The following is a 15,731-nucleotide window of genomic DNA, read 5'->3' as shown; positions in this document are numbered from 1 at the left end:
CGGTCAGTCCCGGACCAGGGGCGCGCCCGCGTCCCGCCAGGCGACGATGCCTCCGGACAGGCTGCGCACGTCCGGGTGGCCCATGCGGGTCAGCAGCGCGGCGTAGCGGGCGGACTTCTCGCCGACCGGGCAGGCCAGCAGCACCGGTCGCCGCTTGCTGAAGGGCAGTCGGCCGCGCAGCAGTTCGTCGAAGAGCTCGTCGGCGATGTTGAGCGACCCGTCGATGTGCAGGGCCGCGTACGCGTGCGGCCCGCGCAGGTCGATGACGAGCGGCTCCGGCTCGCCGTCCGTGATCCACCGTCGGGCGGCTTCGGTGTCGATGACCTTGGCCTGCGCCCGCACCTCGGCGTCGGTGAGGGCCGCCGCCGAGTTCCTGAGAGGCGGCCGGCCGAGCAGGTCCGGGCGGCGCTGCCGTACGTAGCTGAGGTAGCTCTCGGCGCGGTCGCAGACGATGAAGACCGCTGTACGACGCTCCGTCAACGTCTCGTCCAGCGTGCGCAGATGACGTATCGCTCCCTGGTATGCGGCACCGCCGGTGGGGCCCGACAGCAGCCCGCAGCGCCGGATCAGCGTGACCATCCCGTCAATGGCCTCGGCAGAGGTCACCGACTCGATGGTGTCGTACGTCACCGGGTCGAAGAGGCCGACCTGCTGCACCTCGTCGATGGTGCGGATGCCGGGGATGAAGTCCGACTTGTGGGCGACCAGGCCGAGGACCCGTACGTCCGGGTCGTGTTCGCGCAGCACTCTGGCCACCCCGGTCGACGAGCCGGCGGTGCCGACACAGGCGATGAACCAGTCGGGTGCCCGTCCGTCCAGGTCCTTGATGATCTCCGGGCCAGTGCCCGCCGCGTGGGCCTCGGTGTTGCGCGGGTTGAAGTACTGGTCGGTGTGCAGACAGGTGCTGCCGGGCTCGGCGAGCGCCTGGTGGAAACGGGTCAGGGGGTCGTCGGTGTCGGTGGGGTCGAGGCACTCGCTCTGACCGGGGAGCTCCTCGATCTCCGCGCCGAGCAGCAGGAGGAGTTCCTTGATCTCCGGTACCCGCATGCGGTTGGTGACGCTCTTGAAGCGCAGTCCGTGCATGCCCGCGAGCAGCGCGAGCGCCTTCGCCGTGTTCCCGCTCGACAGTTCCACGAGCGTCTCGCCGGTCTCGTCGTGTTCGCCCGCGGCGGCGAGGAGCGGACGTGCCATGTTCCAGGCGGGCCGGTCCTTGACCGAGCCGAAGGGGTTGAGCATCTCCAGCTTCGCGTAGAGGTCGATGTGGCGCAGGCCGTGCACGGCCGGGTCGATGCGTACCAGCGGGGTGTTGCCGATGGCGTCGGTGATGCTGTCGTACCTCATGCCTGGTCTCCCGGTCGCGTGATCGGCCAGTACTCGTCGTCCAGGCACCAGCGCCAGGAACCGCCGTCCTGTACGACGGCGACCGTGCGGGCGATGGGCTGCCGTTGGGCGGAGTGGGCGTGGAAGTCCATCGCGTAGCCTGCGGTGTTGGCGAACGTGAGCAGGTCGCCGGCGCGGGGCAGCCGCGGCAGGAACACCATCCGTCGTGTGATCAGGTCGGCCTCCAGGCAGAGATTTCCCGCGAGGTACACACCCACGGGCCCGTCGTCCCGGTCTGTTTCGCCGGGTGTACGAGGGAGGAGGACGGGATCGACGAGGACCCCGTGTTCCTCCAGGCTCACGTCTGCGGCGTTCATGGCGAGGCGCACCAGGTGGTCTCCCGAGCCGGTGGGGCGGACGTCGAGAACACGGGCCAGCGAGAGGCCGCACTGGTCCACGAGCGCTCGCCCCGGCTGGGTGGACAGCTCGTAGAGGTGCTCCAGGAGGAGGGTGGCGAGCGGGCGGCCCAGCGACGGTGCGGGGAGGCGGAGGAGTTCGTCGAGGTAGCCGGGGCCGGCGGTCGGGCGGTGGGCGGGGTACAGCGCCTGCGCGCCGCGCAGGGTGCCGCCCTCGTTGCGCAGGCCGTAACCGTGGTTGCGCCAGGTCAGGGCGGGTCGTGTGCCCAGTACGGCGTTGGCCAGCTCGGTGGTGTAGTGCCCCCACTGGGCGGCGTCGGCGACGTAGCCGACGCCGAAGCCACCGCCGATGTCGACGACCCGCGGGGCCAGCCCCCGGGCCCGGCACTCGTCCATGACCATGACGCAGCGCTCCAGAGCGAGGGCCTTCTCCGCGAGCCCGGTCGTGTCCAGGTGGTACGCGACGCCGACCAGCTCGACGGCGTCCCGATGCCGTTCGACCGCGTCCAGCAGCAGGTCCACCTCCCGCAGCGGCGTGCCGAATCGGCTGCGCCGGGACAGCACCCGCACACCGGACAGCCCGGAGCCGGTGGCCGAGTCGAACTCGGAGAGCCGTGGCAGGACGTCGACGCGGGGAAGCGTGTACTTCCGTACCAGCTCGGCCAGTTGGTGCAGCTCGGCCGTCGAGTCGGTGTGCACGCTCACGCCGGTGCGGGCGGCCAGCCACAGGAACTCCGGGCTTTTGGGGCCGGTGGCCGTGATCCGGTCCGGGGTGAACCCGCAGCCCAGGGCGTGCCGCAGCTCGCCGAGCGAGGCGACGTCGATGCCGACCCGGGCCGGGTCGGCCGCCGCCAGCCGTCGCACCAGCGCGCTGGACTGGTTCGCCTTGTGCGCGAAGGACACCCGACCGGTGAGGTGATGACGGCGGTAGACAGCGTGGAAGCGCTCGGCGTTCTCGGCGATCCGGTCGGGCACCAGCACGTTGAGCGGCGAACCGAGCGCGTCGACGAGCGAGTGCAGAAAGGGGGCGGCATCCAGCAGTGAGCCGAGCGGCGGTTCCAGCCGTGGCTGGAGAAACAACGGCACACCCACGACAGGCCCCTCCCGCGCGCCGGCCGACTGTGGCTCCCGGCGATGGAGAGTCGCCGCCCGTCCAGCATGGGCGGCGACTCAGACGACCGTTCGGGGTCATCATGTCCGGCTACATGCATCTTTAAGCCCAGCCCGCATGACGGCTGGAGCCGGATCTTGGAGCCTTGGCGAAGTCTTGATGCCCCCTTGACCACCGACCACCTCAACACATGCATAGATCGCTATATGTTAATGTCGCAATGAAACGTGCGCCGCGACAGTCGCCGGCGGCGCACGGCACGGCCACACACAGGGAGCCCCCCATGACCACTGCCACCGAACACCGCACCCACGAGGACCACACCCACGCCCACGGCGAAGGGTGCGGTCACGTCACCTTCCCCCACGGCGACCACGTCGACTTCGTGCACGACGGACACATCCACCGGACGCACGGCGACCACGTCGACGAGTGCGTCGAGGCCGGGCACGCCGCACACGAAGGCCACGACCACCAGCACGGCGAGAACTGCGGTCACGTCGCGGTGCCGCACGGCGACCACACCGACTACGTGCACGACGGCCACCGCCACGCCGCCCACGAGGGACACTGGGACGATCACTGACGGTTCAGCCGCGACTGACGCATGCCAGGCGGATCACGGGCCCGCCGAACCGGGAATCATTCCCATATGCTAATGTCTGCATATGACGACGCCTCCCGCCCGATCCGCGGACGAGCCGCCACAGGACCTGCAGGCCGCCAGTGACCTGCTGCGCGCCCTGGCGTCGCCCGTCCGCGTCGGCATCGTGCGCGAACTGTCCGCCGGCGGGAAGTACGTCCACGAACTGGTGAGCGCACTCGGAGTGAGCCAGCCGCTGGTCTCCCAGCACTTGAGGGTGCTGCGCACCTCCCGGATCGTGACCGCACGGCGCCAGGCCCGCGAGACGCGGTACAGCCTGACCGACGACCATGTCGCCCACATCGTGCTGGACGCCATCCGGCACGCGCAGGAGTGACCCCGCACCCGCACACGGCGCCCTCCCGACGGCCGCCCGGCTTTTCGCCGGGCGGCCGTCGGCGTCCCCCTCCGACACCTGCTCCCCACGTTCCCCCTCCCCGGCTTCACGCGCATCACACAGAACCCATTGCCATCTCTTGATGAAAATGATTATCGTGTGACTTGTTCGTGCCCGCTCCTTTGCGTTGGCACCTTCTGATCCAGGGGGGATCTCCTTTGCGTGCTCACAACCGCACTCTGACCGTCGCCGGCTCTCTCGCCGCAGCCCTCGCCCTCGCCGGCCTCGCCGCCACTCCGGCGGCCGCCGCGACAACGCTCAGCAGCGGACACGTCGACGTGTTCGACGCCGACTGGGACGGCAGCGAGCTGAGCCTGCACGTCCACGACGAAGCGACCGACACCGAATACGAGCCCGCCGACGCGACCCTGTCGGTACCGGCCGCGGCGAAGACCGCCAACCCGGGCTACGGCTTCCTCGGCAGCGGCAGCCAGGTGTGGCTGCTGCCCGAGGACGAGGCCCTGGCGAACAGCAGAGGCGTGCTGTTCGCCGGCATCTCCACCGAGCACCTCGCCACGGGCGTCTTCGCGAACAACACCGTGGCCTACACCCTCGTCCGCGCCACCCGCAACGGCGCCACCACGGAGGACTTCAGCATCTACAAGGGCAGCGGCACCCGCTGGTTCGACAGCAACACCGCCACCACCAGCTTCAAGTCCAGGACCTTCGGCGTCGGTATCCACAGCCACGCCAGCTGGGCCTTCGAGGAGGCCGGCACCTACCAGCTGACGTTCCGCGTGCAGGGCACGGTGAACGGTGCCACCGAGTCGGACACCGAGGTCTTCACCGTCGTCGTCTCCAACTGACCCCGCCCGGTGTGGCCCGCCGTTCCCGCTCGCGAGGACGGCGGGCCACGCCCGTGAAAGAAAGGCCGGGCCATGAAGGAGACCGGACCATGAAGATCCTGGCGCGCGGCAAAGGCGCCTTCACCGCCGCGGTGTTCACCACCGCGGCAGCCGTACTGATGGGCGCGGCGGGCCTGGCCGCGGGCAGCGGCCCCACCGCCCGGGCCGCCACGCAGGCCGTCGTGCTCAGCGAGGGAGAGGTCGATCTGCCCCCCCGACTCGTCGACGGCAGGCCCCAGTTGCAGATCGACGACCGGACCGGAGACCGGACGGTCGTCCGCGAGCCCTCCGAAGTCGTCTGGCACGTGGTGCCCGATGCCATGGCCGACAGCGTCAGCCCCGTCTATCCGCTCATCGGTGAGGGCGTGTACGCCTGGTTCCTCAACCATCTGTGGACCAGCGACATATTCGCACTGGAGCCCGGCTGGAACGGCACCGAGGCGGGCGGCGACACGGAGGTGCGCCTGGCGGGGTTCGAAGGACCCGGCACCTTCGCCCTCTACACGTACACGCGGGAGATGGACGGCAACGACGAGAACCCCGTCCCGCACCTCAGCAGCTCCGCCCCCGCACACGCGTCCTTCACCTTGGCCAAGGACGCCCAACGGACCGAGCCGACCTGGGCGTTCACCGCCGAAGGCGTCTACCGGCTGACCTTCGCCGTCACCAGCGGCGGCGTCACCGACACCGAGACGCTGGCCGTCGTGGTCGGTGACGACGTCGATCCGGCGACCGTCCTGCCCGGTGACGGGACCGCGCCCACCGCCTCACCCACGGACAGCGGTCCGGCCACGCCGACCGGCAGCCCCACGAGCACCGGCCCGGGCGCGCACGTCATCGACGACGGGCACGTGGACCTCGCGGCACGGAAGGCCGACGGCACCCTCTCCTTCCAGCTCAAGGAAGGCAGCGAGCTCGACCACACCTGGCACGAGCCCGACGAGGTCGTCATGCACGTCGTGCCTGCGGCGCGGCGGAAGATCACCAGCAGTACCTCCTTCCTCGGCGAGGAAGGCGATCCCGTCTGGTGGCTGCCCAGCAGCTACATCAGCGGCATCGTCTGGCCCGGCTGGAACACCCAGGAATGGAAGGAATCCGAACTCGACGGCAGGGTCACCTACCGGCTCGACTCCCTCCAGGGTCCGGGCAACCTGTTCGTGTTCAACAACGGCGGCCTGGGATCGCACACCATGTGGTTCAACAGCGCTGACGGCCTCCCCGACCCGCACGAGCACAGCGTGGGCTCGCACTCCCACACCGAGTGGGTCTTCACTGAGGAGGGCGTCTACCGCACGGAGTTCACGGTGAGTGCCACGCGCGCCGACGGCACGAAGGTCAGCGACACGGCGACCCTCGCCTGGGTGGTCGGAGACGACGTGGACCCGTCGACGGTCACGCCGGGCGCGGGTGACGAGCCCACGGCGTCGCCCACGGCCACCGACTCCGGCTCCGGCTCCGCTTCACCATCCGCATCGGCATCGGCATCGGCCCCTGCGCCGACGGCCCCGACCCCGACCACGTCCGGCTCGGAGACGGCGACCGCGACAGCGTCCGTTCCGCCGGTCGACACCTCGGACGGCAGTGGAGGTTCGTCCACCGCCGGAGGCACGACCACCACCGGCGGGCTCGCCTCCACCGGCGCTGGCGTCGCCATGATCGCGGTCATCGCCGCGCTCGCGCTGCTCGCGGGCGGCGGTGCGGTGTTCGCCGTACGACGACGTCGTACCGCCCAGTGAAAGCTCCGCGTACGGCGGACCGGGCCAGGCAGCCCCGAGCCCGCCGTACGCGGCTCAGCCATGTCCAGCAAAGGAGGAGCCCCATGCGGGGCCACCCCAGACGCACCACCACCGGCGCGCTCACCGCGGCCTGCGCCGCTCTGCTCGCCGGGTGCAGCGGGCTCGAACCCGCCTCGTCCGACGCGAAGTTGACCGTGTCGACGACCACCGCGATCATCGCCGACCTGGTCGAGCAGGTCGGCGGCGACCGCGTGGACGTCACATCGATCGTGCCGCGCAACGGCGACCCGCACTCCTACGAACCGAGCCCCGGCGACGCGGCCCAGGTCACCGAGGCCGACGTCGTGTTCAGCAACGGCCTGCTCCTCGAAGAGCCCGGCATCACGAAGATGATCCACAACAATGCCCCGAAGTCCGCGCCGAAAATCGAGATCGCCGACAAGCTGGAGCAGTACGGCGGCACGGTCATGAAGCTGGAGGAGGACCTGGGCCTCGACGTGCTCTGGCTCGGCTGGGCCGTCGAGGGCGAGGTCGCTGGAGACGGTTCCCACGTACGCACGACCGCCACGAAGGTGGAGGGCCCGGGCGACCTGCGCGTGTACCTCACGGACACGCTCGGCAGACCCAAGGTCTACGTGGACTCGGCCGACGGCTTCGACGAGAGGGACTCCTTCACCCTGCCGCCCGAAGCCCACACCCACGTCAACTGGGCGTTCAGCGAACCGGGCACGTACAGGCTGACCGTCGAGGGCCGGACCGAGACGCTCGACGGAAAGGCCGAGAAGTTCAGCAGCGGCACCTTCACCTTCACCGTCGGCGACGCGACCGCACCCCCGAAGGGGACGACCGTGCTCGACGGCGGGCACGCCGACGTCGCGCTCAACGCCGAGACCGGCAAGGTGTACGTCCGCGCCGACGCGGAGAAGAGCGGCGAGCGCACCCGCCATCCCACCGAGGCCGTCGTACTCCACGTGCCCGACCGGGCGAAGGAGTCGGTGCCCAAGGAGAAGCCGTACGGCTTCCTCGGCGCGGCGGGCGACGAACTGTGGGTACTCCCCCAGGCCGTCATCGGCAAGCACGTGCACGGTGACCTCGACCCGCACGCCTGGGAGGACGTTGCCAACGCGGAGGCGTACGTCCGGCGCATCGAGGCCGAGCTGGTCAAGGCCGACCCGGACGGGAAGGCGACGTACGAGAAGAACGCCGAGGCGTACCTCAAGACGCTCGGCGCGCTCGACGAGGAGGTCGCCAGGAAACTCGCGACCGTCCCGGAGCGCAACCGCAGGCTGATCACCACCCACGACGCCTTCGGCTATCTGGCGAAGGCGTACGGCATGGAGATCGCGGGCTTCGTCGTACCGGTGCCCAACCAGGAGCCGAGCGCCGCCGAGGTGGAGGACCTCGGCGACACCATCCGCGAGAAGCAGGTCCCGTCCGTGTTCCTGGAACCGAATCTCGCGGCGAGAGCGGACGTACTGAAGCGGGTCGCCCAGGACCAGGGGGTCGGGATCTGCACGATCTACGGCGACTCGTTCGGCGACAAGGTCCACGACTACGTATCGATGATGCGGCACAACGCGAACGAGCTCACGAAGTGCCTTGGGGAGGACGCCTGATGAAGGCCATGCGCATGCTGGGCGGGGAGCGGATCGCGGCCGCGGCGGTGCTCGCGGCCGCACTGTCGGGGGGCGGGGTCGCCGTCGCGGACAACGCCGGGACGGAGCGGGCCGAGCTGGGCCGGATCGCCTACGCAGACGGTGAGCTGAGCCTGGACGGTGCGGATGGTGCTGACGATGCGGACGCGCACGTCGTCACGATCGACGACGCCGATCTGGCGGACGCCCGGGCGCCCGGGTGGGACACCACCGCGGTCCCGGAGGGGGCCGTGGCCGGTGAGAGTGTGCGGTGGTCGCTGAGCGGGGTCGACGGGCCGGGCGATCTGAGGGTGTACGCGGAGGCGGACCGCGACGGCGGCGAGGAGACGCTGCTGTTCGACAGTGCGGACGGGCTGCCCGACGCCTACGAGCTGCCGGTGGGCGAGACGGGCGCCACACGGTGGGCGTTCACCGCCGAGGGGACCTACCAGGTCATCTTCACCGCCGAGGCCACCACGCCCGACGGACGGTCCCTGTTCACCGGCACCGCCTACACGGTGCTCGTCGGGGACGAGGCGATCGCCCGGGCGACCGAAGCCGCCCAGGCTGGAGGTACGGGCACGGGCGGGACGCCGGTGGATGAGGCCGAGGCAACCGGCGACGAGGCCGTTCCCGCGAGCGGAGACGGTGAGGCGGAGTCCGTGGCAGGGCCGGCCCGCCCGCTCACCGCGGCCGCGGGGGCAGCCGCCACGGCCACCTCGCCCGCCACCTCGTCCGCCGCCGCGGCTTCGGACGTCGTCTCCAGCACGAAGGTTCTCGACGAAGGGCACATCGACTTCGCCGCCCGGGTCGTGGACGGCAAACTGCAGATCCATGTCAAGGACGGCACGGTCTCCGGTAAGACCACCTGGCGCGAGCCCTCATCCGTGGTCCTGCACGTCAAGCCCGCCGCCAAGAACGCCCTGCCGGACGGCGACGAGTTCGCCTTCCTCGGCAAGGGCGGCGACCCCGTGTGGCTCCTCGACCAGGTGCAGCAGGAGGGGCTGCTGTGGCCCGGCTGGTCCACCGACAACATCACGGCGGGTGCCACCAAGGCAGGGGTGAAGTTCTCGCTCTCCCGCGTCGAGGGCCCCGGCGCGTACGCGCTGTACACCTACGACGCCATGTCGGGCGCGAACGTGCTGTTCAACAGCAAGGACGGCGTCCCCGACTCCTTCGACGTGGCAGCGAACACGCATGCGCACGGCGGCTGGGCCTTCACCAAGGAGGGCACCTACCGGCTGACGTTCACGATGAGCGGCAAGCTCGCCGACGGCACGGCGACCAGTGACACGGAGACCGTGACGTTCGTGGTCGGCGACCAGGATCCCGGCGCGGTCGAGCCCGGTGACGGGTCGGGCGGCGGCTCGTCCGGTGCGGACGGCGGAACGCCGGACTCCGGCACGGGCGCGGAAGCGGGGGCGGGAACGGGAACGGGATCCGGTGATGACCAGCCGAAGTCCGACGGCGAGGGCTCCATGGCCTCCACCGGTGCCGGAAACCCGGCTCTGCTGGGCGGGACCGCGGCAGCCCTCGCGGCGCTCGGGACCGGCGCCGTCGTGATCACCCGCCGCAGAAGCCGCACTGCCGGGAGGAACGTCGCGTGAAGGAGTCCCCCACGCCCGGAGCAGCCCTGCTCCGAGTCGACGAGGTGACGGTCGCGCTCGGTGGCCGACCGGCCGTCCAGAAGGTGCAGCTGTCCTTGCACCAGGGCGAGTTGCTGGGCCTGCTCGGCCCGAACGGGGCGGGCAAGACCACGCTGCTGCGTGCCGTACTCGGCCTGGTCCCGCTCACCGGCGGCCACGTCCTCATCGAGGAGGTGCCGCCGGCCCGGGCCCGGCACCTGATCGGATACGTGCCGCAGCGCCACGAGTTCGCCTGGGACTTCCCCATCGACGTCGCCGGAGCCGTGCTGTCCGGCCGCACCCGCTCCATGGGCTGGCTGCGCCGGCCCCGGCCCGCCGACCGGGCCGCCGTCGCGGAGGCACTGCAACTGGTCGGCCTCGCCGACCTGCGCCGCCGCCCGATCGGCGAACTCTCCGGCGGTCAGCGCCAGCGGGTCCTGGTGGCCCGAGCGCTGGCGAGCAAACCCCGGCTCCTGCTCCTGGACGAGCCGTTCACCGGCGTCGACGTCCCCACCCAGGAACTCCTCAACGAGCTCTTCGCGCACCTGGCCGCCGACGGCCGAGCCCTGCTGATGACCACCCACGACCTCGCGGCCGCCGCCCGCACCTGTTCACGCGTCGCCCTGCTCAACCGCACGATCGTCGCCGAGGGCGGGCCCGAACTGCTGGCCGATCCCGAGCAGATGCTGCGGGCCTTCGGCCTCCACACCGCGATCGGAGCCGCCGCGTGACCTTCGCGGAGTTCCTCACGGATCCCTGGCAACTCCCCTTCATGCAACGCGCGTTCGCCGTCGCCATCATCACCGGACTGGTCTGCGGGGTGGTGGGCGTGTATGTCGTACTGCGGGGCATGGCCTTCATCGGCGAGGCCGTCTCCCACTCCGCGTTCCCGGGAGTCGCACTCGCCTACGCCTTCCACGGCAACCTGCTCCTCGGCGGCGCGCTCGCCGGGCTCACCACGTCGCTGTTGATCGCGCTGGTGTCGCAGAACCGCCGGCTGAAGGAGGACACCGTCATCGGCGTCTTCTTCTCCTGCGCCTTCGGACTCGGCATCGTCCTGGTGTCCACGCAGGACAGCTGGTCCACGGACCTGTCGTCGTTCCTGTTCGGGCAGGTCCTCGCGGTCGGCCCGGAGGACGTGTGGACGGCGGCGGGCGTCGGCGCGGTCCTGGTGGCGGTCGTTCTGCTGCTGAGCAAGGAACTCGTCGCGGTCAGCCTCGACCGCGAGACCGCACGGGCGGCGGGAGTGCCGGTGATGCGCCTCGACCTGATCCTCTACACCGTCGTGACCGCCACGATCGTGATGTCCCTGGAGGCGGTCGGCAACATCCTCGTCCTGTCACTGCTCATCACGCCCGCCGCCACGGCCCGGATGCTCACCGAACGACTGTGGGCGATGACCCTCCTGGCGTCGGCCTTCGGCGGCACGGGCGCGCTCATCGGCCTGTACGTGTCATACGCCTACGACCTCGCCGCGGGCGGCTCCATCGTCTGCGTCCTGACCGCCCTGTTCGCCGCAACTTGGTGCCTGGCCCCCAGCCACGGGCTGCTGGCCCGCGCACTGCGACGGGGCCGGCAGGGGCGGCGGACGGCCGAGGAGCAGATGGCCCCGGCATGACAGCCTCCTCCCCGTTCCGCACGGCCTGCCGAGCGGAACGGGGAGCGCCTCACCAGCGGTCCCTGACACCCCGCGCTCTGGCGAGTGCGGAGGGGCGCCCCAGGCGCGTGCCGGTTCGGCCAGGTCAGTGGTCGGCGTGGACGATCGCATGGCCCTTGCCTCGGCCGATCGTCCAATCGCTGACCGCGGTGGTGATCAGGGACACGCCCGGGACACGGTTCCTGGTCAGCCTGCCTGCAGACAGTGCGGTGGCCGCGAGCCACAACGCAGACCCTGCCCGCTGACAGGAGGCGTTCTAGGCAGCCCTGAGGCGGGCGCTGTCACGTGGTGCGCCAGGACTCCAGGCGTTGTGCGACGGTGCGCAGGTCGGCCTCTTGGCCGCGGATGGCCTGGGCGAGTTCGTACAGGTCCTCGTCCTTGGCTTGGAGGGGCCGGCCGGAGACGTGCATGTACTGGCTGGCGCAGGCCCAGCCGATGACCAGGTTGTAGTCGGCGAACGGGCGCAGCAGCAGCGCGGTGTGCAGGAACGTGGCCGCCCGGGAAGCGGTCTCCTCGTAGTACAGGACGCCGCGTTCCCGTTCGAACTGGTGCCGGTCGGCCATGAACCCCAGGGCGCCCCAGTCCGCGATGGGCACGTTGAGCGGGGAGATCGCCGACTGGATCTGCAGGACCCAGCCGACGTCGACACGGATGATCTCGCTCAACGCTGTCCCTCGGGGAAGCGGGCCTGCACGCCGGGCAGGACACGGGCGGCTTCGGCGACCGCCCCCTCCACGAACGCCAGCCGGTCGGCTTCCTCCACCGTCACATCGTGCACGTGCTGCTTCAGGCTCCGGCCCGCCAGGGTTGCCCGAGCACGCAGCCGCGCCATCTCTTCCTCGCTGAATTCCACATTGAGTGCAGGCATAGGACTACGGTACCGCTGTTGGTACCTGTAGCGGTACCTCCTGAGACGGCTCTGTCCATGAGCAGCGACAGCACCCCGACAGCGGTCCGGGAGGTGTCTGGCCGTCGGCGCCGACGCGAATGTTCACGGTTCGGGCAGCACCGGGCCTTCCTCGGGGGCCGAGTCTGGCGGAGTCTCAGCGCCAGTCGTCGATCACGTAGGCGTCGGGGTGGCTGTAGCCGGGTTCGTTGGGCCTGTGCATGGTGACTCCCTGCAACCAGGTGCGGAAACCGCGGTCGACCATGCGCCGGTAGGCATCCGAGCGGCCCAGGTTCATCCCGGCGTCCAGTTGACCCAGTCCGCGCTCGGCGGCCAGCTGCTCGCACGCGCCAAGCAGTCGTTCGAACCGGTTGGCGGCCTCCGGGCCAGGGCGTACGGCTCCGAACTTGACGAAGCACACGTCCTCGCCGGCCTCCGACCCGGCTCCGCAGTGGCAGACGGCCAGGCCATCGAGCTCGGAGCCGGCGCCCTGGAGCAGGATGGTGTCACCGAGCCCCTGCGCGTGCGTGGCCACGATCTCGCGTTCCAGGCTCAGGCCCTCGTACACGGCCCCGGTCAGTGCGCGACAGAGGCTCAGCGCGTCGGGCTGCTCGGCGGCGGGCAGCTGGCCGTACAGCACTCGGCCGGGGACCGCGGCACTGCCTGACACCTGCTTCTTCATGATGGCTGTGAGGAATCGAGGCCAGAAACCGTACCGGCGGTAGAGCTCAAGATGCTTCGGACTGTGCGAGAAGGTGAACAGGCCCAGGTGGCGATTCCCCCAGGCGTCGAAGCAGTCCATGACCGGCCCCATGAGGCGCCTGCCGACGCCCTGGTCCCACAGGTCCGGACGCACGGTCAGCGGTCCGAAGAACCCGACGCTGCCCCAGTTGGCGGCGAAGTTCGATCCGACCACTTCGCCCTCGACCGTCGCCGCGAAGGCCGCCTGTGGATCGGCCGCCCAGCGGGTGCGGACGTAGTCGGCGGTCCCGAAGAACGTCCTCGGCTCGGGAGCCCCGAGGAACGTCCCAAAGGCGATCCTGAAGATCTCGTCGGCCCGATCAAGGTCCGCCTCACTCAGCGGGCGAACCGACAACGGGGCCGTGCCACTCTTGCGCTCCCCTGCCGGTGAGGTCATCGCTCTCTCCTTTCCGACCCCCTGTTTCATCGCACCACGGGCGTGCGCCGCAGGCGAGGCGAAAGGCCCACCGACACCCGGAGACCGAGGAGCCGGCCGGTCTGCCTTGCCTGTCCGCCGGAAACCGCAGCAGTCCTGTCCTGACTGTTCAGCCGGGGCGCCGGGTGTCGGCGAGGGCGAGCGTGGTGTAGGCGAAGAGCCCCAGCCCGAGCCATTCCCGGAGGTAGGCGGCACCGGACAGTCCAGGGCGTCACCACCGTCGGCCCCTCTCAGGCCACCGAGGCCCGCACTGCCCCCGGGCAGCGGTGACGCTTGTACCAGGTCGTTTCGGAGCCAGGGACGTTCCCGAGATGACGACCGGGGGGTCGAAGACCGGAATCACGGCCAGGTAGTGGAGAGATCTCGTGAAATGTCGGCCGCGATGGCACCTCCGTGGCCATTTTCCCCTCTCTTGAGCTAGACAGTCTCCGACCCCACTCGACCAGTGGATGCTCGGGGACCCAACAGCCCAGGGGGAGAAATACCTTGACCATGCATCACCACATACCAAGACGTGTCCCGCGTCTCAGACTCGTCGGGGCCGCGCTGACCGCGCTCGTCCTCGCCGCGACCGGGACGGCGACGCAGGCGATGGCCGCGCAGGACACGACGCGGAAGCAGCAGTCGTCGAAGACACCGCCGCCGCCCGTCCCGACCCTCACCTGGTCGGACTGCCAGGGCGGCTTCGAGTGCGCCGACGCCGATGTGCCGCTGGACTACCGGGAGCCGCAGGGCCGCACGATCACGCTCGCGGTGGTCCGCAAGAAGGCCGCCGACCAGACCAAGCGCAAGGGCACGCTCTTCCTGCAGCCCGGCGGACCCGGCAACTCCGGGGTGGACTTCGTCCGCAACAACTACGCGGACCTCCCGGCCGCCCTGCGCGACTCCTTCGACGTCTTCGGCTACGACGTACGCGGTGTCGGGCGCAGCTCGGCGCTGACCTGCTTCGACGACGCCCGCTACACCAAGGCCGTCACCGACGCCAAGGGCGTCCCGGGCCCGGACGCCTTCGGCCCGGCGCTGCGCGAGGCTGCCGAGTTCGACCAGGCCTGCGTGGACAACGCCGGCGGGCTGCTGCCGTACGTCGGCACGGAGTACGTGGCCCGCGACATCGACCTGCTGCGCCAAGCCCTCGGCGAGGAACAACTGACGTACTACGGCCGGTCGTTCGGCGCGTACATCGGAACCGTCTACGCCGCCATGTTCCCCAAGCGGGTGCGGGCCGTGACGCTCGACGGGGCGTACGACCCCGAGCGCTACGCCAACCACCCCTACGCCTACGACCGGACCCAGTACCTCGCGCTGGACGGCGCGATGAGCCGCTTCCTCGACTGGTGCGCCGCCGACCAGGCAACCTGCGGCTTCGGCGACGGGGACCCACGCGGGGCGTTCGAGAAGCTGAAGGGCGACCTCGACGCGAACCCCGTCACCACCGCGAGCGGCGGGAAGGCCAACGGCTACACCCTGGTCTACCGGCTGATGTTCAACATCAACGAGGGCAAGGTCATCTGGCCCTCGCTCGGCGCGGCGCTGAAGAAGGCGCAGCTGCGGGACAACACCTCCTTCCTGCTGCGGCCGCCGTCCCCGGCCAGCTTCGACTTCCTCGGTCCGAACGTGGTCGTCGAGTGCGTCGACAAGGACTACCCGAAGAGCGTGCGCAAGCTGCAGCGGAACGTCACGGCCAACGCCAAGGCGGCGCCGCTGCTGGGCCCGGCCATGGCGTTCGGCCCGCCGACGTACGACCACCAGCACGCCACCGCGTGCGTCCAGTGGCCCGCCGAGAAGGTCAGCCGCTATGACGGCTCCTTCCGGGCCAGCGGCTCGGCGCCGATTCTGGTCCTCGGCACCACCGGTGACCCGGACACCCCCTACCGGGACGCGGTCGCTCTGTCCCGGCAGCTCGACAACGCCTCGCTGCTGACGTTCGACGCCGAGGGCCACACGGCGTTCGGCCGCAGCGCCTGCGCCACGGACGCGGTCGTCGACTACCTCGTCGACCTGTTGGTCCCGCCCTCCGGCACGACCTGCGCGGACGAGACCCAGCCGCCGTCCTCCACCCCGAAGACGGCTCCGCCCGGCACGACCCTGGGCGAACTCCGCAACGGCGTGCACGAGCGCGTGGAGCGCATCGGCTCCGTGGACTGACCGGTCATGAGCTGACCGGCTCCGTGCGCTGATCACCCTGCCCCGGACCCCGGAGTGCCCGCCCCGCCACGGCCGGCACCCCGGGGTCGCGTGTGTCCACCACCGGTCCCTCTCGTGGTCCAGGTCCCCGAAGTCCTTC

At 70.5% G+C, this 15,731-nt stretch carries 14 protein-coding genes; 9 read left to right on the top strand and 5 right to left on the bottom strand.

Annotated features, from left to right (window positions below; genetic code table 11):
* Positions 1 to 3: 3 nt before the first annotated feature.
* Complete coding sequence (locus ACWD0J_RS26205; RefSeq protein WP_451498287.1) at positions 4 to 1,341, bottom strand: pyridoxal-phosphate dependent enzyme; 1,338 nt, start codon at positions 1,339 to 1,341, stop codon at positions 4 to 6.
* Positions 1,338 to 2,828, bottom strand: coding sequence for a Y4yA family PLP-dependent enzyme (locus tag ACWD0J_RS26200; RefSeq protein WP_451498286.1), 1,491 nt, complete (start codon positions 2,826 to 2,828; stop codon positions 1,338 to 1,340). Before ACWD0J_RS26200 ends, ACWD0J_RS26205 begins: the two co-directional genes overlap by 4 nt.
* 302 nt (positions 2,829 to 3,130) lie before the next feature.
* Between ACWD0J_RS26200 and ACWD0J_RS26195 the strand changes: the two genes are divergently transcribed.
* The 8 genes from ACWD0J_RS26195 (at position 3,131) to ACWD0J_RS26160 (ending at position 11,345) form a co-directional block, all read left to right on the top strand.
* Positions 3,131 to 3,433: a hypothetical protein gene (locus tag ACWD0J_RS26195; RefSeq protein WP_451498285.1), complete on the top strand. Its 303-nt coding sequence runs from the start codon at positions 3,131 to 3,133 to the stop codon at positions 3,431 to 3,433.
* A gap of 82 nt (positions 3,434 to 3,515) precedes the next feature.
* Positions 3,516 to 3,827 (top strand): ArsR/SmtB family transcription factor, encoded by a 312-nt coding sequence (locus tag ACWD0J_RS26190; protein WP_451498284.1) that lies wholly within the window; start codon positions 3,516 to 3,518, stop codon positions 3,825 to 3,827.
* Between the two features lie 218 nt (positions 3,828 to 4,045).
* Positions 4,046 to 4,693: a choice-of-anchor M domain-containing protein gene (locus tag ACWD0J_RS26185; protein ID WP_451498283.1), complete on the top strand. Its 648-nt coding sequence runs from the start codon at positions 4,046 to 4,048 to the stop codon at positions 4,691 to 4,693.
* 89 nt (positions 4,694 to 4,782) lie between these two features.
* Positions 4,783 to 6,468 carry a choice-of-anchor M domain-containing protein gene (locus tag ACWD0J_RS26180; protein WP_451498282.1) on the top strand — a complete coding sequence of 562 codons (1,686 nt, stop codon included), beginning with the start codon at positions 4,783 to 4,785 and terminating at the stop codon, positions 6,466 to 6,468.
* Between the two features lie 83 nt (positions 6,469 to 6,551).
* A complete protein-coding gene (locus ACWD0J_RS26175) occupies positions 6,552 to 8,084 on the top strand; it encodes an anchored repeat ABC transporter, substrate-binding protein (protein WP_451498281.1) in 1,533 nt (510 codons plus the stop codon).
* Positions 8,084 to 9,709, top strand: coding sequence for a TIGR03773 family transporter-associated surface protein (locus ACWD0J_RS26170; protein WP_451498280.1), 1,626 nt, complete (start codon positions 8,084 to 8,086; stop codon positions 9,707 to 9,709). The genes ACWD0J_RS26175 and ACWD0J_RS26170 overlap by 1 nt, the downstream gene beginning before the upstream one ends.
* Positions 9,706 to 10,458 carry an anchored repeat-type ABC transporter ATP-binding subunit gene (locus ACWD0J_RS26165; protein ID WP_451498279.1) on the top strand — a complete coding sequence of 251 codons (753 nt, stop codon included), beginning with the start codon at positions 9,706 to 9,708 and terminating at the stop codon, positions 10,456 to 10,458. The genes ACWD0J_RS26170 and ACWD0J_RS26165 overlap by 4 nt, the downstream gene beginning before the upstream one ends.
* Entirely contained in the window at positions 10,455 to 11,345 is an 891-nt protein-coding gene (locus ACWD0J_RS26160; protein ID WP_451498278.1) for an anchored repeat-type ABC transporter permease subunit, read from the top strand. The genes ACWD0J_RS26165 and ACWD0J_RS26160 overlap by 4 nt, the downstream gene beginning before the upstream one ends.
* Before the next feature lie 320 nt (positions 11,346 to 11,665).
* Here the strand turns inward: ACWD0J_RS26160 and ACWD0J_RS26155 are convergent, their stop codons facing one another.
* The 3 genes from ACWD0J_RS26155 to ACWD0J_RS26145 form a co-directional block, all read right to left on the bottom strand.
* Positions 11,666 to 12,049: a hypothetical protein gene (locus ACWD0J_RS26155; protein WP_451498277.1), complete on the bottom strand. Its 384-nt coding sequence runs from the start codon at positions 12,047 to 12,049 to the stop codon at positions 11,666 to 11,668.
* Positions 12,046 to 12,252, bottom strand: a complete 207-nt coding sequence (locus tag ACWD0J_RS26150; RefSeq protein WP_451498276.1) for a hypothetical protein — start codon at positions 12,250 to 12,252, stop codon at positions 12,046 to 12,048. The genes ACWD0J_RS26155 and ACWD0J_RS26150 overlap by 4 nt, the downstream gene beginning before the upstream one ends.
* Before the next feature lie 175 nt (positions 12,253 to 12,427).
* A complete protein-coding gene (locus tag ACWD0J_RS26145; protein WP_451498275.1) occupies positions 12,428 to 13,408 on the bottom strand; it encodes a GNAT family N-acetyltransferase in 981 nt (326 codons plus the stop codon).
* Between the two features lie 531 nt (positions 13,409 to 13,939).
* On the opposite strand from ACWD0J_RS26145, the gene ACWD0J_RS26140 reads away from it, so the two are divergent.
* Entirely contained in the window at positions 13,940 to 15,592 is a 1,653-nt protein-coding gene (locus tag ACWD0J_RS26140; protein WP_451498307.1) for an alpha/beta hydrolase, read from the top strand.
* Positions 15,593 to 15,731 lie beyond the last annotated feature (139 nt).

It is taken from the genome of Streptomyces sp. NPDC003011 (assembly GCF_053591515.1).
The sequence above is the reverse complement of the archived record's forward strand: the minus strand, read 5'-3'. Positions and strand labels throughout refer to the sequence as shown.